This is a genomic window from Stenotrophomonas sp. YJH_SMC_10, assembly GCF_059371555.1.
On the sequence record NZ_JCAFUS010000009.1, the window covers coordinates 1 to 21,368 of the forward strand.

At 66.7% G+C, this 21,368-nt stretch carries 19 protein-coding genes; 10 read left to right on the forward strand and 9 right to left on the reverse strand.

Features of this window, described 5'->3' with window-relative positions:
• On the forward strand, window positions 1–272 hold a 272-nt coding region (locus tag AC5P9C_RS12565; RefSeq protein ID WP_495205175.1), incomplete at its 5' end, for a hypothetical protein.
• A 213-nt stretch (window positions 273–485) separates the two neighbouring features.
• The gene (locus tag AC5P9C_RS12570) at window positions 486–3,512 is read left to right on the forward strand and encodes an autotransporter family protein (protein WP_343541280.1); all 3,027 of its coding nucleotides are present in this window, start codon (window positions 486–488) and stop codon (window positions 3,510–3,512) included.
• 88 nt (window positions 3,513–3,600) lie between these two features.
• Here the strand turns inward: AC5P9C_RS12570 and AC5P9C_RS12575 are convergent, their stop codons facing one another.
• On the reverse strand, window positions 3,601–4,035 hold the full coding sequence (locus tag AC5P9C_RS12575; RefSeq protein WP_064239189.1) for a hypothetical protein: 435 nt from the start codon (window positions 4,033–4,035) through the stop codon (window positions 3,601–3,603).
• Between the two features lie 414 nt (window positions 4,036–4,449).
• Between AC5P9C_RS12575 and AC5P9C_RS12580 the strand changes: the two genes are divergently transcribed.
• The 5 genes from AC5P9C_RS12580 (at window position 4,450) to AC5P9C_RS12600 (ending at window position 7,055) form a co-directional block, all read left to right on the forward strand.
• Entirely contained in the window at window positions 4,450–5,493 is a 1,044-nt protein-coding gene (locus AC5P9C_RS12580) for a S41 family peptidase (protein WP_064239188.1), read from the forward strand.
• The gene (locus tag AC5P9C_RS12585; protein ID WP_049414632.1) at window positions 5,490–5,828 is read left to right on the forward strand and encodes a hypothetical protein; all 339 of its coding nucleotides are present in this window, start codon (window positions 5,490–5,492) and stop codon (window positions 5,826–5,828) included. Before AC5P9C_RS12580 ends, AC5P9C_RS12585 begins: the two co-directional genes overlap by 4 nt.
• A gap of 49 nt (window positions 5,829–5,877) precedes the next feature.
• On the forward strand, window positions 5,878–6,180 hold the full coding sequence (locus AC5P9C_RS12590; RefSeq protein ID WP_064239187.1) for a type II toxin-antitoxin system HigB family toxin: 303 nt from the start codon (window positions 5,878–5,880) through the stop codon (window positions 6,178–6,180).
• Complete coding sequence (locus AC5P9C_RS12595; protein ID WP_064239186.1) at window positions 6,177–6,536, forward strand: helix-turn-helix domain-containing protein; 360 nt, start codon at window positions 6,177–6,179, stop codon at window positions 6,534–6,536. The genes AC5P9C_RS12590 and AC5P9C_RS12595 overlap by 4 nt, the downstream gene beginning before the upstream one ends.
• A gap of 84 nt (window positions 6,537–6,620) precedes the next feature.
• Window positions 6,621–7,055 carry an SseB family protein gene (locus AC5P9C_RS12600; protein ID WP_005419309.1) on the forward strand — a complete coding sequence of 145 codons (435 nt, stop codon included), beginning with the start codon at window positions 6,621–6,623 and terminating at the stop codon, window positions 7,053–7,055.
• Window positions 7,056–7,134: 79 nt separating this feature from the next.
• Here the strand turns inward: AC5P9C_RS12600 and AC5P9C_RS12605 are convergent, their stop codons facing one another.
• Both AC5P9C_RS12605 and AC5P9C_RS12610 read right to left on the reverse strand, forming a co-directional pair.
• Window positions 7,135–8,355, reverse strand: a complete 1,221-nt coding sequence (locus tag AC5P9C_RS12605; RefSeq protein WP_343541275.1) for a multifunctional CCA addition/repair protein — start codon at window positions 8,353–8,355, stop codon at window positions 7,135–7,137.
• A gap of 206 nt (window positions 8,356–8,561) precedes the next feature.
• On the reverse strand, window positions 8,562–10,547 hold the full coding sequence (locus tag AC5P9C_RS12610) for a transglycosylase SLT domain-containing protein (RefSeq protein ID WP_343541273.1): 1,986 nt from the start codon (window positions 10,545–10,547) through the stop codon (window positions 8,562–8,564).
• 151 nt (window positions 10,548–10,698) lie between these two features.
• Between AC5P9C_RS12610 and AC5P9C_RS12615 the strand changes: the two genes are divergently transcribed.
• Window positions 10,699–11,106: an ExbD/TolR family protein gene (locus AC5P9C_RS12615; RefSeq protein ID WP_343541271.1), complete on the forward strand. Its 408-nt coding sequence runs from the start codon at window positions 10,699–10,701 to the stop codon at window positions 11,104–11,106.
• 53 nt (window positions 11,107–11,159) lie between these two features.
• Here AC5P9C_RS12615 and AC5P9C_RS12620 read toward each other — a convergent pair whose 3' ends face one another.
• Entirely contained in the window at window positions 11,160–12,047 is an 888-nt protein-coding gene (locus AC5P9C_RS12620) for a hypothetical protein (RefSeq protein ID WP_141098714.1), read from the reverse strand.
• 309 nt (window positions 12,048–12,356) lie between these two features.
• Here AC5P9C_RS12620 and AC5P9C_RS12625 point away from each other — a divergent pair, with 309 nt between their 5' ends.
• Complete coding sequence (locus AC5P9C_RS12625) at window positions 12,357–15,167, forward strand: TonB-dependent receptor (protein ID WP_414615312.1); 2,811 nt, start codon at window positions 12,357–12,359, stop codon at window positions 15,165–15,167.
• Window positions 15,168–15,270: 103 nt separating this feature from the next.
• Here the strand turns inward: AC5P9C_RS12625 and fhuE are convergent, their stop codons facing one another.
• From fhuE to AC5P9C_RS12640, 3 genes are all read right to left on the reverse strand, one after another.
• The gene (gene fhuE, locus AC5P9C_RS12630; RefSeq protein ID WP_343543300.1) at window positions 15,271–17,409 is read right to left on the reverse strand and encodes a ferric-rhodotorulic acid/ferric-coprogen receptor FhuE; all 2,139 of its coding nucleotides are present in this window, start codon (window positions 17,407–17,409) and stop codon (window positions 15,271–15,273) included.
• 184 nt (window positions 17,410–17,593) lie between these two features.
• Window positions 17,594–18,151, reverse strand: coding sequence for a M23 family metallopeptidase (locus tag AC5P9C_RS12635; protein ID WP_343543299.1), 558 nt, complete (start codon window positions 18,149–18,151; stop codon window positions 17,594–17,596).
• A complete protein-coding gene (locus AC5P9C_RS12640) occupies window positions 18,148–18,621 on the reverse strand; it encodes an Lrp/AsnC family transcriptional regulator (protein ID WP_312580750.1) in 474 nt (157 codons plus the stop codon). Before AC5P9C_RS12640 ends, AC5P9C_RS12635 begins: the two co-directional genes overlap by 4 nt.
• Window positions 18,622–18,693: 72 nt before the next feature.
• Here AC5P9C_RS12640 and AC5P9C_RS12645 point away from each other — a divergent pair, with 72 nt between their 5' ends.
• Window positions 18,694–19,563, forward strand: coding sequence for an EamA family transporter (locus tag AC5P9C_RS12645; protein ID WP_343543297.1), 870 nt, complete (start codon window positions 18,694–18,696; stop codon window positions 19,561–19,563).
• Window positions 19,564–19,672: 109 nt separating this feature from the next.
• On the opposite strand, the gene AC5P9C_RS12650 is transcribed toward AC5P9C_RS12645, so the two are convergent.
• Entirely contained in the window at window positions 19,673–20,410 is a 738-nt protein-coding gene (locus AC5P9C_RS12650) for an endonuclease/exonuclease/phosphatase family protein (protein ID WP_176422037.1), read from the reverse strand.
• 53 nt (window positions 20,411–20,463) lie between these two features.
• Window positions 20,464–21,297: a thiol:disulfide interchange protein DsbA/DsbL gene (locus AC5P9C_RS12655; RefSeq protein ID WP_343543479.1), complete on the reverse strand. Its 834-nt coding sequence runs from the start codon at window positions 21,295–21,297 to the stop codon at window positions 20,464–20,466.
• Window positions 21,298–21,368: the final 71 nt, after the last annotated feature.

The window sequence follows — 21,368 nt, forward strand, 5'->3', positions numbered from 1 at the left end:
TCTACGGGGTGTATCGGCGGCTCAATCCACGCATGGCGTGGAGCTACCCGATGTATCGGCGGTTCAATCCACGCATGGCGTGGATCTACCCGATGTATCGGCGGTTCAATCCACGCATGGCGTGGATCTACGGGGTGTATCAGTGGCTCAATCCACGCATGGCGTGGACCAACCGGGTGTGCCGGCGGCTCAATCCACGCATGGCGTGGACCAACCGGGTGTATCGGCGGCTCAATCCACGCATGGCGTGGATCTACCAGGTGCGCCAGTAGATCCACGCCATGCGTGGATGCTCTCGCGACGTATGACCGCCGCAAAGATGAACGATTTCAGGCACGTAGAGGCCAGGTGATGCCCGATCAAGTTCGCATCTGAACTGTGATGAGCGGCACGCAAATTCACCTGACGAAACCATTCACCACGGCGCAGACTGCGCTCGCAGTACCGCATATCCGCAGTTCCTGATCCCTTGCCAGGAGTGCTGTATGTCCCGTGCCGTCCCGCGCGCAGTGCGTATGCGCCGCCTCACTGTTTCCGTACTGCAGGCCTTGGCTGTTCCGTCCGTCATGTTGTTGACCGCCAGCGCCGCCTGGGCCGGCTGTGACAGCGTGGCCCCCGCCGCCGGCCAGACGGTCACCTGCGATGCCAACGCGCCGAACCCACAGACCGTGCCCGTCACCGCCAATGGCGCCGCCGGCATCACCGTCACTGTCGCCAACACGGCACAACTGCAGCAGAGCGGTGGCAGCAGCGCGATTTCGCTTGTCGGCGCCGGCGGGCACCTGCTGTCCAACCTGGGCACGATCAGTTCGGTGGGCGGCCTGGCGGTCCAGCTCGGTGGCGGCAGCCGCGTCGAAAATGCGGGAAGCATCAGTACCGGCAACAACACCGCGCTGCAGTTCGTCGGCGCGGGCGACAGCGTGCTGGTCAACCGCGGAACGATCAGCGGGCGCACCGGCGTGCAGTTCGGTGCCGGCAATGACCGCCTGGACATGCAGGCCGGCAGCATCAGCGGCGGCGTCCTGCAGGGCGATGGCAACGACGTGCTGGTGCTGGGCAACGGTACGATCGACAGCGTCGACCAGGGCAGTGGCGATGACCAGATGACCGTCACCGGTGGCACCGTCACCGGCGTGGTGGCGCAGGGCAGTGGCCGCGATGATTTCGTCATGAGTGGCGGCACGATCGGCGCGCTGCAGCAGGGCGACAACATCGATACCTTCCGCATGAGCGGTGGCCGCATCATCGGTGCGTTCGAGGATGGCGACCAGGCCTGGATGACCGCAGGCCGCATCGGCCGCGTCAACATGAAGCTGGACAAGAACCTGTGGGACCAGTCCGGCGGTACTGTGGATGGCAACGTGGTGACCGGCTTCGACACCGACACCATCATCATTTCTGGCACGGCCTATATCGGCGGCAACATCAGCGTCAGCGGCGGCAACGACAGCGTGACCATCACCGACGGCACCGTGCGCGGGCAGGTACTGCTCAGTACCGGCGATGACACCTTCAACTGGAATGGCGGTGGCATCGTCTACGGTGCGATCGACATGGGGCCGGACAACGACGTCGCCACTCTCGGCAACCTCAACCAGGGCAACCTGGGGGCGGTGCCGCTGTTCGACGGTGGCAGCGGCATCGACCAGCTCAACCTCAGCAACGTCAAGACCGCCGGCGTGGGCCGTTTCCAGAACTGGGAGACGGTGCGGCTGGCCAACAGCACCGAGCTGACCTTCGATGGCGATCTGGTGCTGGGCGACAGCAGTACCGGCACCGGCACGCTCACGGTGGATGACACGAGCACCGTCTATGCAGGCAGTGGCGGCCATGCCATCCGTCCGTTCAACAGTGGTGCACTGGTGGATATGGTCAATGCCGGGCGCATCGACCTGACCGGCACCGGCGCAGGCGACGTGTTCACCGTGCGCGGCAATTATCGCGGCGACGGCGGTGGCCTGTACCTGCGCACCGTGCTGGGCGCAGACAATTCCACCAGCGACCGCCTGGTGATCGATGGCGGTTCCGCCACCGGCACCACCGGCATCGGGGTACTCAATGCGGGCGGCAGCGGTGCCGCCACGCTGGCCGATGGCATCCTGGTGGTGCAGGCCTTGAATGGTGGCCGCACCGCGCCGGGCGCGTTCTCGCTGTTTGCGCCGGTCGCGGCCGGTGCCTACGAGTACTTCCTGTTCAAGGGCGGTGTCAGCGCCGGCACCAGCGAGAACTGGTACCTGCGATCGACGCTGGTGACCGGGCCAACGCCGGCACCCAACGGTGATGGCAGCGCCGCGCCACCGCCGCTGACGCCGCCGGTCGCACCGCCGCCGGCGATCACCCCGGCACCGCCGCCGCCACCGGAAGGCGCCACCGATCCTGACCTGACCGCCGGAGAGACCGCGCCGCCACCGCCGCCACCGGAACCGGCGCCGGTGGCACCGCCCAGCGATCCGGCGGTGCCGGATGTGCCCGTGGCCGGCGGTGCGCTGCCCGGTACCGGCGCCCCGCCAACGCCGGGTGCACGCCCGGCCGAAGGCGCGGTGGTGCCGCTGTACCGCGTGGAGGCCGCCGCCTACGCGGTGGTGCCACCGCTGCTGCGCGAGACCTCGCTGGCCAGTCTCGGCACGTTCCACGAGCGGCAGGGCGAGCAGCGCCTGCTGTACAACCAGGGCGCATTCCGCACCGCCTGGGGCCGGTTGGTGGGGCAGAGCAGCGAGATCCACTGGAAGGGGGATGCGCAGCCGGGCTTCGATGGCGATGTGATGGGCCTGCAGGCCGGCCTCGACGTGTGGGCTGCGGCGTCTGACAACCACCGCAACCAGATCGGCGTATTCGTTGGCCGCACCCGCGCGCAGGGCAAGACCACGGGTCTGGCACTGGGCTGGGAGAACGTGCAGGTGGGCCAGAACCGCCTGGACGACAAGCACGCGGGCCTGTACTGGACGTTCACCGACAGCAATGGCGGCTACATCGACGCCGTGGCGATGCAGAGCCGCTACGACGGCCGCGTGCGTTCCTCGCGTGGGCTCGGCTTCGGCATCAACGGCGATGGCACCAGCGTGTCAGTGGAGGCCGGAAAGCCGCTGCTGCACGTCGGGCAGTCCGCATGGTGGCTGGAACCGCAGGTGCAGGTGATCTGGCAGCGCACTTCGCTGGATGACCGTCGCGATGAAGTATCGAGCGTGCGCTTCGACAACGACAACGCCTGGACCGGCCGCATCGGCCTGCGCCTGGCCGGCGACTACCAGCTGGCCGACAACGGCTGGCAGCCGTATTTCAAGCTCAATTACTGGCATGGCCGTTCCGGCGAGGACCGCATCCGTTTCGACGACGACGTGATCGTCAATGCGCAGCGCTCACGCGCGCTGGAAGCTGGTGTGGGTGTGGTCGGGCGCTTCAACCGCATCATCAGTGCGTACGCCGTGGCCGACTACACGCGCGAGCTGGGCGGCGACCGCAACGAGAAGCGCCGCATCATCGAAGGCAACATCGGCCTGCGCGCGGACTGGTGACAACCGCAACCTTGGGTAGGTGCCGACCTTGGTCGGCACGAATCCCACCCACGCCATGACCTCTGCGCAGCCGGGCATAGGCGCAGCTCTATAGCAGCGGTGCGCACGCATCCGGTTCCACCAACGCTCCGGCATGATCGGCCAATACCACCACTGCGTGCAGCAAGCCTTCCTCCACCTGCGGCGGACACTGCGCCTGCGCATCATCCATCTCGCGTGCCGACTGCGCCGCCAGCAACACGCCCCCACACGCAGACACTGCCGCCAGGCAGCGCGTTGCCTCCGCCAGGTCCCGGCCGCGCGCCTCGCTGAGTTGCCGCTCGCGCCACGCCTGGCCGTCGGCTGCGTGGCTGTGAGCGATGCCGCGCAACCGGGCGAAGAACGCCGATGGCGGCGCCTGTTCGTTGGCTTCGGCGAGTGCATCTTCCAACGCTTCAGCGACGGCAGTGGACAGCTGCAGGCCGGGCAGTGCAGCGCCGAGCAGGGCATGCAGGCGTGGATAGGTGGGGTGGGGCGTGTTCATGGCGGCAACCTCACGAGGCGAGGCCACCTGCGGGATGCAAGGTGGCGGGCGGTGCGGGTTGGCGTGCCGGTGAAGCTCTTCACGAGGAATGACGCCGGCGGATCCGGGGATCCCCTCGCACCGCCCGCCGCAGAACGACGGACGGTGCATTGTTCGGGCCGGCAACGAGGTTGCAAGCCTGCTCGTGAAAAACTTCATTCAGGACGCCAATCCCGACCAGCGCAGGAGGCGCCGGCAAAGCCACCTTGGCGCGTTGTACCCCGCGATGACATGGGCAAAGTTGTAATGTTGTGATCGCAGTGAGCGTGTCTGCCTGCAATCTGCGGAGGAGGCAAATACGACAGTTCGCGCGTGGCGCAAGCGATCATGCCCCGGTTATGCTGCGGTCCTGATTCAACGACAAGGAAGCGTCGCATGCAGGTTCGCAAGGGAGTGCGTCGCATCGGCGCGCTGATGCTCGTGTTGCTGGCGACCGGCGCCATGGCCGATACCCCAAGCGCGGTCGAGGTGCCCTCGCCGGAGGCCCAGGCCGAGATCCTCAACCTGCTTGAACGCCAGGCGCTGTATCGCGACCGGATGGACTGGCCCGCCACCCGCGTACGCCTGCAATCGGCGCAGGGCGACCCGGCGCGACGGCTGGCCGTTCTGCGCGAAGCCATTGCGCTCAGCACCGGCCACCATGGTGCGTGGACCACGACCCAGCGTCAGCGCAAATCCCTCGCGCGTGCGCAGCAGGCCGGTGCCGCCGCCGTGGACCGGGCCAAGGCCGCTGATGCGGTGGATGCGCGCATCGGCTGGGTGGTCATCGAGGGCTATGCCTCCTCGCCGGGCGCGACGCCGCAGGAAAAATTCCGCCAGGACATCCAGCGTGCCGCGCGGTGGCAGCAGGTCATCCGCAGCAAGGACGACGGCGCGCGCTGCGGCTGGATCGTCGACCTGCGGGACAACGGTGGCGGCTCCATGTGGCCGATGCTGCTGGGCATGGCACCGCTGCTGCGCACCTCGGTGGTGAACAACGAGGACGTCGGCTCGTTCGAAACCGCGCAAGGGCCGCAGCGCTGGACGTTGACGGCGACTGCCGTGCAGCTGGCGGGCAAGCCGCTGCTGGACTTCGGCCAGTCGGGTCACGCGCTGCGGCAGCCTGGTGCGCCGGTGGCGGTGCTGTTCGGGCCCCGCACTGCCAGTTCGGGCGAGGCCGCGGTGCTGGCGTGGCGTGGCCGGCCGCAGGCGCGGAGCTTCGGCCAGCCGACGGCGGGTGTCTCCACTGGCAATGTCGTGCACACGCTTGCCGATGGCAGTCGCCTGCTGCTGACCACCAGCGTGATGCGGGACCGCGATGATCGTGGCGATGGCTTGAAGATCGAGCCCGACCAGCGCGTGGAGGGTGACGCGGCCACCGTCGCCGCCGCCCAGGCTTGGCTGCTGGCCCAGCCCACCTGCCGGGGCAACCGGACATGATCCTGATCGGCCAACAGGAACGGGTGCTGATCGTCGGCCCCACCGAAGCGCACCACTGCCTGCGGTGCCAGACGGAAACCGAGTTCGCGCCGCAGCTGCGCTACAAGATGGCGCGCATCGACCTGCTGTTCGGGTTCACCTACCAGCGCCGCTACGAGCTGGCCTGTACCCGGTGCGAGCACGGCTGGGTGCTGGATACCGAGACCATGGACCAGCAGCTGGGCGGGGTGCCGATCCCGTGGCGGCACCGCTTCGGCCTGCCGTTGATGCTGGTGGGCGTGGCCGGGTTGGCCGCGCTGGGCTGGCTGTGGCGGCACGGCTATATCGGCCGCTGATGAAGATGAAACGGTTGCTTATGTCCCATATTGGGACTAGGATGTGCGGATGAAGGTGGTTGCTTTGGCGACGCTGAAACGATTCTGGGAACGTCACCCTGATTCGGAAGCAGTGCTGAGGTCCTGGTACGACGAAGTCAGGCACGCCGTATGGGACACGCCGCACGACGTACGCCAACGTTATGCAAGCGCAAGTTTCGTGGCGAACAGTCGTGTGGTGTTCAACATAAAGGGCAACAGCTACCGGCTCATCGTCGCTGTGAGTTACAGGTTTCAGGTGGTCTACATCAAGTTCATTGGCACCCACGCCGAGTACGACCGGATCGACGCCGACACTGTGGAGCTTCTATGAACATCCAGCCCATCCGTACGGAAAACGACTACGAAAATGCGCTGCGCGAGATTTCGGCCTATGTGGACAACGAGCCGGAGCCGGGCAGCGAGGAGGGCGATCGATTCGAAATTCTCGTAACGCTGGTTGAAGCCTACGAAGCGAAGCACTACCCGATCGAACCGCCAGATCCCATCGACGCAATCCGCTTCCGCATGGAGCAGGGCGGTCTGACCGTGAAGGATCTGGTGCCGTCCATCGGCCAGCTCAACCGTGTCTATGAGGTGTTGAATCGCAAGCGCGGTCTGACTCTGGAAATGATCCGGAAGCTTCACCGCAACCTGGGCATTCCCGCGGAAAGCCTCATCGGCCGCTGAAGCCGGTGTCCCTGCCGAGGCGCTGCCGTGCCTCGTGCCCGGCCTGCTAAAGTTGCAGCCTGCAACCACGTACCGGAACCGACCATGGACCACGACACCCCGTTCGAACCCCTCAACGACCTCGAGGTGCGCCTGCTGCAGGCCCAGGACGGCACGCTGACCGCAGCGCAGTTCCTCGATGGCCTGCTGACCTCGACGGCGTTCGTGCTGCTGGACAAGGCCATTGGTGAGGATGGCGCCTGGGACGAAAGCATCTCGCCGCTGGTGCTGACCAGCGAGAGCGGCGAGCCGATGTTCGCGGTGTTCACCGCGCCCGAGCGTGCCGGCCTGTGGCACGAGCAGCTGCCGCAGTTTGCGCATGCCATGCCGATCGCAGTGCATGCGCTGCTGGCCGGTATCGGCGACGGCGTCGGCCTGGTGCTGAACCCGGGCCTGGACGTGGGCATGGAGATGATTCCCGATGCCGTGGCCCAGCTGAAGCAGCGTGCGGCGGCGATTACCCGTGGGATGGCGCACTGAAGCCAGTGATATAGGGGTGCCGGCCAGCGGCCGGCACTACCCGTGGGAGTCGGTGCGCGGCCGCCACGGCGGTTGCGGATCAGCGGGCGGCGGCGATGGCTTTTACGCGCGCCTTGGCCAGCGCTTCGCCGATGGCCGGGCCCTTCAGGTGCGTGGTATCCAGATCCCGCGCCTGCACTGACAGCGCCGCCTGGTGCAGGCGCTTGAGCGTTTCGCCCTGGGGGTAGTCGGCATCCTCGAAGCCGAGCCGGCCGCGCTTGTCGGCCTCGCAGCACAGTGCGATGCGGGCCACGCGTTCCGGCCGGCGCAGCGCATCGCAGCGGCCCAGCAGTTCCAGCACGGTGGCATCGCGCAGTTCGTCGATGCGGTGCACGTTCAAGTGCTCGCGACACACCGCTTCAGCCAGCTGCTGGTGTTCGGCGGGAATCTTCAACCGCGCGCATAGTGCCTTCAGCGGCTTGATGCCGCGCTGCTCGTGCATGATGTGGCGCGGCCATTTCTCCGGCGGGGTCAGGCCCTTGCCGAGGTCGTGGGTGAGGGCCGCGAAGCCGACCAGGTCATCGCCCGGCGCCAGCCTGGCAGCCATGTCGCTGACCATTTCCTGGTGGATGCCGGTATCGACCTCGGGGTGGAATTCGGCACGTTGCGGCACGCCATACAGCGCTTCCAGCTCGGGCAGGATCGGGCCCAGTGCATGCGCATCGTGCAATGTGCGCAGGAACGCAGAGGGCCGCTCACTGACCAGCGCCTTGCGCAGCTCCTGCCAGACGCGCTCGGGCACCAGCGCGTCCAGCTCGCCACTGGCGGCGACCTCGCGCATCAGTGCCATGGTCTCTTCGGCGACGGTGAAGCCCAGTGGCGCGAAGCGCGCCATGAAGCGCGCCGCGCGCAGCACGCGCAGCGGATCTTCCACGAACGCAGGGCCGACATGGCGCAGCACGCGTTGCTCGATATCGCGCACACCGCCGTAGGGATCGACCAGCGTGCCGGTGTCTTCGTCGCAGGCAATCGCGTTGATGGTGAAGTCACGGCGCTGCAGGTCCTCTTCCAGCGTCACTGCTGGGTCGGCATCGACCACGAAGCCGCGGTAGCCACGGCCGGATTTGCGCTCGGTGCGCGCCAGCGCGTATTCCTCGCCGGTCTTCGGGTGCAGGAACACCGGGAAATCGCGGCCGACGGCGGTGTAGCCCTGCGCTTCCATCTGCGCGGGCGTGGCACCGACCACCACCCAGTCATGGTCGCCGGCAGGTCGCTGCAGCAGGCGGTCACGCACGGCGCCGCCGACAAGATAGATCTTCATGGCGGGAATCATCGCATGCCCGGTGCAGATGCACCGGTAGTGCCGGCCGCTGGCCGGCAACCGCAGTCACCCCGAAGCTGCCGGCCAGCGGCCGGCACTACGGATACAGCGGCCAGCCTGACCCAGGCCAGCAGGCTCATCGTTTCACTCTCCAGGGCGTGGACACGGGGGAATGCCGGCCAGCGGTCGGCAGTACCGTGTTGCGATCAATCGCCGCCCTGCTCGGCGTCGGCCGCGCAGCTGAAGCGCTTGCGCTTGTCCACCAGGCGGCCCATCAGGCGGTCGCTCAGCGGCAGTGCATCACCGTTGAGGCGCCAGTCGTAGATCACGCTGAAGGCCAGCACGCGGGCGACGTACTCGCGGGTTTCCTTGTAGCTGATGGTCTCGATCCACAGATCCGGATCGAAGCCCGGGCGTTGGCCCTGCCAGCGTGCCGTCGGCGTCGGCCCCGCGTTGTACGCGGCGATGGTCACGTACGGCAGGCCGTCGTACTTGTTCATCAGCTGGCGCAGGTAGGCGGTGCCGATCGCGATGTTGGTGTCCGGGTCGTACAGGCTGTCGGCGCCGCCGTAGCCGGTCAGGCCGATCGACTTGGCCACGCTGGCACCGGTGGCCGGCAGCACCTGCATCAGGCCCATGGCGTTGGCAGGCGAGCGCGCGCGCGGGGTGAACGTGCTCTCGGCGCGGATCTCCGCCGCCACCCAGGCCGGATCGATCGCGTTGCGTGCCGACTCGCGGCGGATGGTGGCGTCGTGGTGCAGCGGGAAGCGCAGGTCGTACAGGCGCTGTTCCTGCGGCTGCTTGCCGAGCGCGAACACGGCACGGTCGAACCAGCCGTTGTCCTGCGCCACGCGCACGGCGAGGCGGCGCTGGGTGTCGTCGAAGCGCGACAGCGCGCTGTTCCATTCGGCCACGGCCCAACCGGCGCGGTCGATCTGGTACAGCGCCATCGCCCGCTGGATGGCCGGGTCGCGCGCGATCACGGCCTGTGCCTGCGCGCTGTCGTTGGGCTTCCACGGGCACAGGGTATAGCCCTGCTGCAGCTTGTCGGCGGCAAGGAAACCGTGGAAGGTCGGTGCGCGTGCGGCTTCGCGGAACAGCGGCTGCGCCTGCTGGGCCTGGCCGGTCTTCTCCAGCATGCGGCCTTCGAAGTAGCGCCAGCGCGGGTCGCTGCGCTGCTTGCTGCCCATCTTGCGGATGGCGGTCAGCGCCGCCGGCCAGTCGCCGCGCGACATCGCTTCGCGCACGCGCCACTCGTGCAGGCGTTCGTCATAGGCCGACTCCGGCACCGCGTTGAGGCGGCGTGCCGAATCGGGCAGGTAGGACGCCACCGTCCACAGCGCGATCTGGTACAGCACCTGGCCCTGCTGGTCGGCACTCAGCCCCAGTGCCTGCGCGTACTGCGGCAGCTGCTGTTCGGTGGCGGCCGGGTCGGCCTTGGCCAGCTTGGCTAGGCCATCGGTGGCGATGCGCCGGCTGCGCTCGTTGCGCGGCCAGTTCATGGCGCTGGCATTGGGCTTGTCGACGAAGGCGGCGTAAGTGTTGGCCAGTGCCAGATCGCTGGCAGGCAGGCCGCGGGCCGCGCTGCGCATCACGGCGGGCTGCTGCGCGTCGGCGGCGGCATCGATCCGTTCCCAGCGCAGGGCGTCGCTCAGGCCGCCTTGGGCCTGCAGCACGGTGAACACCGCATCGCAGCTGTCCGGCAGCGGCTTGCCGTTCTTGCGCCACAGCTCCTGAGCTTCGCTGATCCACTGCGGATCGACTTTGCCGGTCACCTGGCGCGCGGTCAGTTGCGCACAGCGCAGGCCGGCGTTGTCGGTGGGCGCCCAGTTGGCCAGCAGGGTCGGCCAGTCCTGGCGGCGGGCGAGCGAGGGCAGCCACACGCTGCGGAACGTGCTGGCCACGGCCTGGCCCTCATAGCGCTTGAGGAAGGCCTGTGCCTGCGCGGTATCGACGGTGTCGATGTTGCGGCGCAGGTTGGCGTACTCCAGCCAACCGTACGCCGGGTGGCGACTGAGCGCAGCGGCCTGGCCAGGATCGAACTGGCCGCGTTCGGCGGCCGCGATCGCGGCTTTCAACTGCGCGTTCTGGGCGTCGAGGGACTGGGCATTGGCGCAGCCGATCAGCAGCGTGGTGGCCAAGGGCAGCAGGGACAGGGCGGTCGGAGATCGTCGGGTCATGGCATGCAGCATAGCGGGCAGTGGCTGAATTCAGTTTCGCATTGCGTGCACGCCGGGCGTCGGCAACGACAGCTGAATGAATCCGTAGAAGCCCCTGCCGCAGCGGGTGACAGTCGTCGTAACGTCGGCCTTGGGCGAACGGCCCGGCTGCAGGGAGCGGCACATGGCGTTCAGTAGCGCAGGAAGAAGCGGCCCGCTGGCGGACATCAATGTCACGCCACTGGTGGATGTCATGCTGGTGCTGTTGATCATCTTCATCGTGACTGCGCCGATCGTGGCCCGGCCAATCGCCGTGCAGTTGCCACAGACCACCGATCGCGTGGTTGACCGTCCCGAACCGCCCCCGCCGATCGAGCTGCGCCTGGACGCTGGCAACCAGCTCAGCTGGAATGGCCAGCCGATGGCGATCAGTGAGCTGCAGGCGCGCCTGCAGGCACAGGTGGGCGAACATGCCGGCAACCTGCCGGAGCTGCGCATCGCCACCGATCCGGCGGCCGAGTACGAAGGCATGGCGCGGATATTGGCTGCGGCCGAGGCGACCGGCATGGAGCGGATTGCCTTCGTGCGGTGAGATGGATGGGGCGCTGTTGGGGGGCGGTGTGCCTCAACAGCTTGCACCTTTAGTCAGTATTGCTGGCAATAGACTGTGCGGCCGTCCCAGCTGCAGGAAATCCGACTGCTGGACCCGCGTTGGACCGGCACACCATACATCTGAGCAGTGCGGACCCATTTGTCGACGTCGCCGCCGTGGCGGAAGTAGTACTGTCCAGCGTAAGAAGGAGCCGTGACAGGGTCTGCAATGGTCTCATCTGGGACCTTGTTTCCAGTGCCGTCCCGGCTCTCACCTTTCTGGTATTTGGCCTCTGCTACGTTATCAGGGGTGATTCGATAGAGGGTTTTTGATCCGTCTCTCCAAGTAATTACTATATTGACTGATCCGCCCCCTTTTATGCTTGCCCAGTTGAGCGAAAATTGCTGTATGGAAAGCGCGAAGCTGTTCCACGCTGGGTTGCTTGTATTGGCCCCTGCGATTTCTAGGGCCAAATACTGGCCTAGTCGCGTCCTCATGGTCGCCGAGCTGACGATCTCGAACGCGTCGGACGATTTGTATGACTCTGGAAATCGCATCCCATTGGAATTCCCCGGATTGTCGGGGTGGAGGGGAACCATTGCGCCTCCCCCCGCATCTGGAAAAGCGTGGCTCGGCTGATCACTAACGCCAGATACGCTTTCCACAATCCGGAGAAATGCCATTTGGATCTGGCTGGGTACGGGGGTTGGAAGGGCTCTCCATTTTCTCATTTCCCGATCATATTCAACATCGAATGCAGTCAGTTGTGCTTTTTCGAAGTCAATTATCACTGTGAGTCCAGATCCAGACTGTAGAGCGACGGATTTGGGCGATACGCAATTGTTGCATTCGATGAGGCCGCCTGCTTCGGATTCACCTGCAAATGAAAAGAAGACAAGTGCGATGATCGCTGCTTGCAGTCTGGCAGTAGTTGCTTTCACGATTGGACCTCGCTTTGAGCGTCGGAGGTCCCAGTCTCTGCCCGATTCGTGATTCAAGCTGGCAAAAGTCTGGAATTTAAAATAATTCCTAGATATTGAACCAATTGCGGATGCCGATGGTTCATTCGTCAGGGTTGCGTGAAAAGGTGTCGCCGGTCACGTCGCGATTTTTACCACTTGTTTACAAAGGAGACGCTGCCGCCATGCAGGGGGGAGCGCGGCAGTCCATGTCCCGACATTCCTTTGGAGAGAGAGCGAATGAATCACCTGCACCACCGCCCGTTGGCGGTTGCCGTCGCGCTGTGCGTGATGGCCCTGGCCCCGTTGGGTGCCGCTGCACAATCCACCACCAACCTGGATGCGGTGGAAGTCACCGGTACCCGCATCAAGCGCGCTGAAGTCGAGGGCCAGGTCCCGATCCAGACCCTGACCCGCGGTGACATCGAACGCACCGGCCTGAACTCGATCAGCGAGGTGCTGCAGCAACTGACCGGCTCGGGTTCGGCGCTCAATGCCAAGTTCAATTCGTCCGGCAACTTCGGCTTCCCGCCAGATGGCAGCGGCGTGGGTGCCGGCTCGGCGCAGGTCGACCTGCGCCACCTCGGTGCCAAGCGCGTGCTGGTGCTGGTCGACGGCATCCGCTGGGTCAACGAGTCGTCCGCATCGGGTGTGGGTGCCGCCACCGACCTCAACACCATCCCGCTGGCCATCGTCGAACGCATCGAGGTGCTGGAAGACGGCGCATCGTCGCTGTACGGCTCCGATGCCATCGCCGGCGTGGTCAACATCATCACCCGCCGCGACTTCGACGGCGGCCAGGTGACGCTGAACTATGGTGAGTACAGCAAGGGCGACGGCACGCAGAAGGGCGTGGATCTGGCCTGGGGCAAGAGCGGCGACCGCTTCAGCCTGTTCCTGGGCGCCAGCTGGACCAAGCAGGATCCGGTGTTCGCCAAGGACCGCGAACAGTCGCGCTTCCCGATTCCCGGCACCGGCCTGGCTTTCGGCAGCGGTGGCATCCCGCAGGGCCGCTTCATGTTCACCGATCCGAACACCGGCGCGGTGCAGAACATCGTGCCCAACAGCGGTGTCAGCAATCCACGGTACGACGGCAGCGCCGGCTGCAACCGCAGCGATGACTACCATTGCTTTACCACCGCCGACCGCTTCAACTTCGCCGAATACAACATGGTACTCACGCCGTCGGAGCGCAAAGGCCTGTTCGGCCAGTTCCGTTTCGACATCACCGACAACGTGCAGTGGTACATCAAGGCGCTGGGCAACCGCCGCGAGTCGACCAACCAGGCCGGACCGGAGCCGCTGTTCTTCGGTCCTGACGGCGCCACCGGCAACCCGCTGGCCGACAACATCGTGGTCTCGCGCCTGAACCCGTACAACCCGTTCGGTTTCGATCTGGTGTCCGGCGACAACATGAGCCTGATCGGCCGCCGTCCGGTGGAGGGCGGGGCACGCGTGTTCAAGCAGGAGGTCAACACCACCTACGTGGCCACCGGCCTGGTCGGCAACTTCCATGCCGCCGACCGCAGCTGGTACTGGGACGTCAACGGCATGTACAGCAAGAACAAGGCCGAACAGACCAACTACGGCAGCTACAACATCTACAACGTCAACCTGGCATTGGGCGATCCGGCGGTGTGTGCGGCAACCCCGGGCTGCGTGCCGCTGAACATCTTCGGTGGCGCCGGCTCGATCACCCCGGACATGCTGAAGTGGATCCAGCCGGTGGTGCGCGACCGCAGCCAGAACGAGCTGAGCCTGTTCACCGCCAACCTGTCCAGCGACCTGTTCACCCTGCCGGCGGGTCCGGTATCGTTCGCCAGCGGCTACGAATATCGCAAGTACAAGGGCTGGTACCAGCCCGACCCGCTGACGGTGATCGGCCACTACAACGGTGTGCCGTCGCAGCCGACGTCCGGTTCGTATGACGTCAACGAAGCGTATCTGGAGTTGAGCGTTCCGATCTTCGCCGACTCGCCGCTGGGCAAGAAGCTGGACCTGAGCCTGGCCGGCCGCTACTCGGACTACTCCACCTTCGGTGGCGAGTTCACCCCGAAGTACGGCCTGCGCTGGCAGGTGACCGACGACTTCGTGCTGCGCACCACCTACGCCGAGGGCTTCCGGGCGCCATCGATCGGCGAGCTGTACGGCTCGGCCGCACGCGCCGACCTGCAGCTGTTCGATCCGTGCTCGGTGGGCCTCGGCGGTACGCCGCCGCGCGGCAGCGCCGCCAACTGCGCCGCGCTGGGCGTCCCGGCCGGCTTCCAGCAGGCCAACTCGCAGATCTCGGTGACCACCGGCGGTAACCGCGAGCTGGAACCGGAGCGCTCGCGCAGCTTCAGCGCCGGCTTCGTGTGGAGTCCGTGGTTCGGCAACAACGCGTCCTGGTCGGAGCGCTTCGATGTGGAAGTGACCTTCTACCGCCATGCCATCGATGGTGCGATCCAGGCCATCAACGCCCAGACCCAGCTGGACCTGTGCGTGGACACGCTTGACCCGCTGTATTGCGGTGGCATCACCCGCGCCAGCACCGGCGCGGTCAGCAGCTTCAACAACCGCCTGACCAACCTGGGCTCGATCAAGACCGATGGCTGGGACGTGGACCTGTTCTGGACCTTGCCGCAGACCTCGGTCGGCCAGTTCAAGCTGGCCTGGAAGAACACCTTCGTCGGTCGTTACGAAGCCACCGGCGCGGCCGGGCAGAAGCAGCCGCAGAAGCCGGGCGTGGAAGTGGCCGACAGTTCCATTCCAGAGTGGACCAGCAACGCCAGCATCGGCTGGACGCTGGACCGCTGGAGTGCGAACTGGACGGTGCGGCACATCTCCGAGCTGACCGAGAACTGTGGCGATGCGGTGGCATTCCCGGTCTGCAGCAACGAGGCGGCCGGTACCAACACGCTCTCGGCCACCACCTTCCACGACGTGCAGGTGGGCTACAAGATCGACTGGATGAAGGGGCTGCAGCTGACCGCGGGCCTGAACAACGTGTTCGACAAGGATCCGCCGATCTGCCTGTCGTGTTCGTTGAACGGGTATGACGCCTCGACCTACGACATCCCGCGTGGCCGCTACTGGTACCTGCGCGCGGACCTGCGGTTCTGATGTGACGGTGGCAGCGCCGGTCAGTTCCGGCGCTGCCTTGCGGGCGTAGAGCCGAGCCCGCGCTCGGCTCAACAGGCGCGGGGTGGTCGTACCCCGCGTCTGATCAGAACGCCCAGGTGAACGTCAGCGAGCCATTGCGGCCATCGCCGTAGGCACCGTAGCCGTTGACCTGCGACAGGTACTTCTTGTCCAGCAGGTTGTTGAGGTTGGCCTGCACGCTGAACTCCGGCGAGATGCGGTAGCGCAGGAAGGCACTGACCAGCGCGTAGCCGCTTTGTTCGATGCGGCCATAGGCTGGCACCGGGTAGTAGATGCGGTTCTGCCAGTTGGCGCCGCCGCCGACGGTCAGTGCCTGCAGCGACTGCGGGGTGTAGCTGGTGAACAGTTTCAGCGCGGTCTGCGGCAGGTTGGTGTTGATGTCGGCGCCGTTGATGTCCTTGGCCACATAGCGCGACGCACCGAAGGTCGCGTTCCAGCCCGGGGCGAGTTCGCCGTTCACCTCGAACTCGAAGCCACGGCTGACGGTGCCGCGTGCAGCGCGATAGGCGAACTCGTTCTGGCTGCCCTGCACCGGCTCACCGGTGGCCTGGCCGACGTTGTCCTGTTCGATGCGGAACACGGCCAGCGAGGCGTTCAGGCGGTTGTCGAACCACGCGCCCTTGACGCCCACCTCGTAGCTCTTGCCATCGACCGGATCGAGGTAGCTGCCATTGCGGTCCTTCAGCGTCTGCGGCTGGAAAATCTCGGTGTAGCTGGCGTAGGTCGAGTACGTCCCGTTGATGTCGAAGACCAGGCCAGCGTACGGCGTGGTCACCTTGTGCGCGCGGTCGGCGCCTTCACCCTCGCTCTTCCAGTCGGTGTAGCGTGCGCCGAGGATCAGCTTCAGCGGATCAGCCAGCGACAGACGGGTGGCGGCATAGCCGGCCTTCTGGGTGATGGTGCCCTGGCTGGCCAGCGCCAGCGGGTTCCAGTTCGGCTGGGCGATGTTGCCGGTCCAGTCGAGATAGGAGCTGAAGGGATTCCAGCCGGTGCCGGGGCCACCCGTCTGGAAGTCACCGTAGTTGGCGAATTCGCGTTTGTTGTAGCTCAGGCCGGCCATGAACTGGTGCTCGCGGCCGAACAGCTGGAACGGGCCGTCGATGTAGCCATCGATGCCATCGACCTTGCGCTCGGTGTTGTAGAAGCCGGCCATCGGCGTGACGCCGGTGCCGGTGGCCTTGTCGAACGCGGTGTAGGACGGATAGAACAGCTTGTCGTCGGCGTTGGTGCGGTCGTGGGTGGCGCCGATCCTGAACTTCCAGCCGTTGCTGAAGGCGTGCTGCAGGGTGGCGAACGCACGCTTGCTGGTAGTGTCCCAGTAGGTCCAGTCCGGCGACGGATTGAACGAGGTCGGGTAGTTGGTCGGGCTGCCATCGGCGTACCACATCGGGAAACCGCCCCAGGTCGCACCATTGGCGCGCTTCTGCTGGTAGTCGTAGCCCACGCTCAGCTGGGTGTCCGGAGTCAGGTCGGCATCAATGACGGCGTAGCCCAGCGTCTTGCGCTGGTTGTAGCGGTCCATCTGGCCATCGGTATCCAGATAGCTGCCGATCACGCGCCCACGCACGCTGCCGCTGGCATTGAGCGCGCTGCCCACATCCACGGTGGTGCGGGTGCGGCCCCAGCTGCCCACGTTCACCGACACGCTGCCGGCCAGCTCGGCGCTGTCGGCGTGCTTGCGGATCAGGTTCACCGACGCGGACGGGTTGCCGGCGCCGCTGAGCAGGCCGGTGGCACCTCGCACCACTTCCACACGGTCATACAGCGCCAGGTCCAGCCCGGAGTCACCGTAGCTCCAGTTCTGCACCATCTGCGTGGGCAGGCCATCGAACTGGTAGGCATCGATGTAGAAGCCACGCGCGTAGAACTCGGTGCGCTCGCTGTCGGACTGGGTGCTGGTCACGCCGGTGGTGTTGGCCAGCACGTCGATGATGTCGTCCAGCTTCTGATCTTCGATGCGCTGGTGGCTGATGATGCTGAGCGACTGCGGGATCTCGCGCGGCGCCAGGTCGAAGCGGGTACCGGCCGAGGTGCGGCGCACCGAATAGCCTTCGGCGCGTTCGCCTTTGACCACGACCTTGTCCAGCGTGGTCGGGTCGGCGGCGGTGTCGGCGAAGGCGGCCGGGGCCACGCTGCAGAGCACGGCGAGCACGGCAACGGACAGCCGCTGCGGCTGCGGGATACGGAGGGCGGAACGGGTCATGGAGGTCCTGGGCGAGCACGCGCGCTCGGCCGGCATCCAGGAGGCGAGGCGCTACGGGTAGGGGAAGGGCGGGCAGGCCGTCCTGGCACCACCGGAAACGAAAGAAATGTTAATACGAACTATTCCTATTTACAAATCCTGAACGAGGAAGGCGCTTGGGCAGGGCCCGACGCAACAGTTGGGGTCAGCGCAGCAGTGGCAGCGGATCGCGGGCACCGTCGGTGCCGTAGATGCCCCAGTGCAGGTGCGGGGGCGTGCCCTTGGCATTGCCGCTGTCGCCGACGTGGCCGAGCAGGTCGCCGGCCCGGACCACCTGGCCGCGCGCCAGGCCCTCCGCCCAGTCTTCGAGATGCGCGTAGTAGTAGCGTTCGCGACCGGGCCCGATCACCCACACCTGGCGCCCGCCGAGGCCACCCTCACGGACGTCGGCGATGACGCCAGGCGTGGCGCTGCGCACCGGGGTGCCACGCCTGGCGAAGATGTCGATGCCGGCGTGGGAGCGGTCGCGACCGCGCGGTGCGCCGAACGTATCGGCGATCTGCCCGGGTCTGACGCCGTCCACGGGCACCGGCAGTCCGGTGGCCGGCGGCATCCGCGAGAGTGTCCACAGCATCTTCGGTGCGGCCGCCCACGGGCTGTTCCACACCGCCATCACCGCAACAAGGGCCACGGCCAGCCACAGGCCGCGCAGCAGCCAGCGGCGCAGGCGGCGGGCCGCGGAGGGGGAATCAGCGGATGTCATGCCAGCGGCACCTCGAAACTGCGCTTCAACGTGCCCAGCGCCACCGATGTGCGGAAGCGCTCGATGTTGTCATCTGCGCCGAACAGCCGCTCGGTGATTGCCTCGTACTCTTCCATCGACGCGGCCGACACCAGCAGCAGGAAATCGCCATCGCCGGTGATCGAGTAGCACTGCTGCACCGCCGGGTCGTCCTGCACGCGGCGCTTGAACGGTGCCACGCGGCCGCGCTGCTCGCTGACCACGCGCACCTCGACGATGATGGTCAGCGGTCGCCCGACCCTGGCCGCGTCGACCACCGCCACGTTGGCGGCGATCACGCCGCCGTCCTGCAGGCGCTTGATGCGGCGCTGCACGGCCGGCGCGGACAGGTGCACAGCCTCGGCGATTTCGCGTTGCGGCAGGGTGTTGTCCCGCTGCAGCAGGTCGAGGATGGCGCGGTCGAAGCTGTCGAGCACGGGGGCGGTGGCCATGGCGAGCAGAAGTTGCACGAACGGGCCGTCAATTGAGCCAAGTGCTCGGCGCCGGCGCAATAGACTTTGCCCATGCAGACCCCACGACTCGCGCCGATGTTGCCGGCGCTGGCGGTGCTTGGCTCGGTCACCTCCCTGGCCATCGGCACCTCCTATGCAAAAAACCTGTTCCCGCTGATCGGCGCGCAGGGCACCAGCGCGCTGCGCGTGGGCTTCTCGGCCCTGTTGCTGCTGCTGTTCTGGCGGCCGTGGCGCTGGAAGACCGGCCGCGCGGATGCGATCACCATCCTGCGCTACGGGCTCACCCTGGGCCTGATGAACCTGCTGTTCTACATGGCCCTGCGTACGATTCCCTTCGGCATCGCGGTGGCCATCGAGTTCACCGGGCCGCTGACGGTGGCGATGCTGTCGTCACGACGACCGATCGATTTCCTCTGGGTGGGCTGTGCGGCGGTGGGGTTGCTGTTGCTGCTGCCGATCGGCGGCGGCCCGGCGCTGGATCCGGCCGGCGTGCTGTATGCGATGGGCGCTGCGGCGTGCTGGGGCCTGTACATCGTGTTCGGCAAGCGTGCCGGCCACCTGCACGCCGGGCATTCGGTGTCGCTGGGGCTGCTGGCGGCGTCGCTGGTGGTGGTGCCGGTGGGCATGGTGCACGCCGGCGCGGCGCTGCTGGACCCGAAGATCCTGGCCGCCGGCCTGCTGGTGGCGCTGGTCTCCAGCGCGATCCCGATGTCGCTGGAAATGATGGCGCTCAAGCGCCTGCCGAAGGAGACGTTCGGCATCCTGATCAGCATGGAGCCGGCGGTGGCCGCACTGTGGGCGATGCTGCTGCTGCACGAGCACCTGCATGGGCTGCAGTGGCTGGCGATCGGCTGCACGGTGCTGGCCTCGGTGGGCAGCACGATGACCGCGCGGCGCCTGAAGGCACCCGTCACCGCCTGAAAAAGGGGACGGAGGGGATTAAGTCATTTATGCCCTGATTTAGGGGGGGCCGGGCGGCGGCCGGCGCGAAGCGTGCGGACCAACGGTCCGCACCTACCAGGGCGGCGGTTCAGCGCAGGGCGTCGGTCGGGACGTCGATCTGCATCGCCAAGGCGAGGTGATCGGAGAACGCGGCCGGTACGGCTTCCACGGTGCGGGTCAGCAGTCCGCTGCTGACCAGGATGTGGTCGATGGCGCGATCGGGGCGCCAGCTGGGGAAGGTCGGCACGATGCAGCCGGGCGGCTGCAGCCGGGTCTTCTGGTACAGCACCTGCATTTCCGGGCGTTCGGCCAGGCAGTTGAAGTCGCCCATCAGCACCGCGTTGGGGTGGTCGGACAGCAGCTCGGCGATGAAGCCCAGCTGCGACATCCGCGAGCCCGCGCCCAATGACAGATGCGCCACCGCCACCGCCAGGCCATCGGTACCGTCGCCGAACTTGGCCAGCAGCACGCCGCGCCCGCCGATGCGGCCGGGCAGGGCATGGTCCTGCACTTCCACCGGCTCCAGCTTGCTCAGCAGGCCATTGGCACTGGACGCCACGCCGCCCATGCGCCGGTTCGGCTGGTGGCTCCAGTAGTTGAAGCCGGCGCGCTGGGCCAGGTAGTGGGTCTGGTTGGTGAAGCCCGAGCGCAGGCTGCCCGGGTCGGCCTCCTGCAGGCCGACGATGTCATGGTCGCGCGCCAGGGTGGCGATCGCGTCCAGGCTGCTGCGCTTGCGACCCGCCGGCAGCGCATGTGACCAGCTGCGGGTCACATAGTCGCTGTAGCGGCGGGTACTTGAGCCGGCCTGGATGTTGGCCGTCAGCAAGCGCAGGGTCCGTGTACGGGGGGAATTCACGGCCGGGAAATGCGTCTCTTGGATCAGTGAGCCTGGGCCGCACCGCGTTCGCGGGCGATCAGGTGGTCGGCGATGCGCAGCATGTCCGGGAAGCTCTTGCCCTTCACCAGGTACTTGCCGTTGACGATGATCGACGGGGTGCCGCTGATCTGGCTGCGCTGGGCGAACTGCTTGGCCGAGTTGGTCTTGGCGTTCACTGCGAAGCTGCCCATGGTGGCGGCGAACTGCTTCGGATCCACGCCATAGGCGGCGTAGAACTTGGCGATGTCCTCCACCGAATCACGGCCGCGCTCGCCCTTCAGGGTCTTCTGCGAGTGGATGGCGGCATACAGCGCTTCGTGGGTCTTTTCCTGCACGCCCAGGGTCTGCGCGGCGTAGAACGCACGGGCATAGTCATCCCAGGTGCCGCCGAACATGGCCGGCACGTAGACGAAGTTGACGTCGCTCGGCAGGCCGGCCTTCCACGGGCCGACCAGCGGCTGGAACGCGGCGCAGGCCGGGCAGACGTAGCCGAAGATCTCGGTCACTTCGATCTTGCCGGCGGCCGGCTGGAACGGCTGGCCGTTCGGGATCACCTGGTAATCGGCGCCTTCCACCGGGGCCGGGCCGGTCAGCGCGGCGGTGGTCGGGGCCGGCGCGGCGGCCGGAGTCGCTTCGGCCGGGGCCTTGTCGCCTTCGGCGGCAGCCGGCGCGGCGCCTTCGCTGCCCGCCGCCGGCGCAGCGGCCGGTTCGGGGGGGGCCGGGGCGGCGGCCGGTGCGGCCGGGGCCGCGGTGGTGTTGGTGCTGCCGTCATCAGCCTTGCAGGCAGCCAGGATCGGCAGCAGCGCTGCGAGGGCGAGGGCGTAACGGATCTTCATGGAAACGTCTCCAGCATCTGGAAAGGTGGGGCCGGCGCCAGGCGCCAGCCAGGGGGAAATGATGACATGCG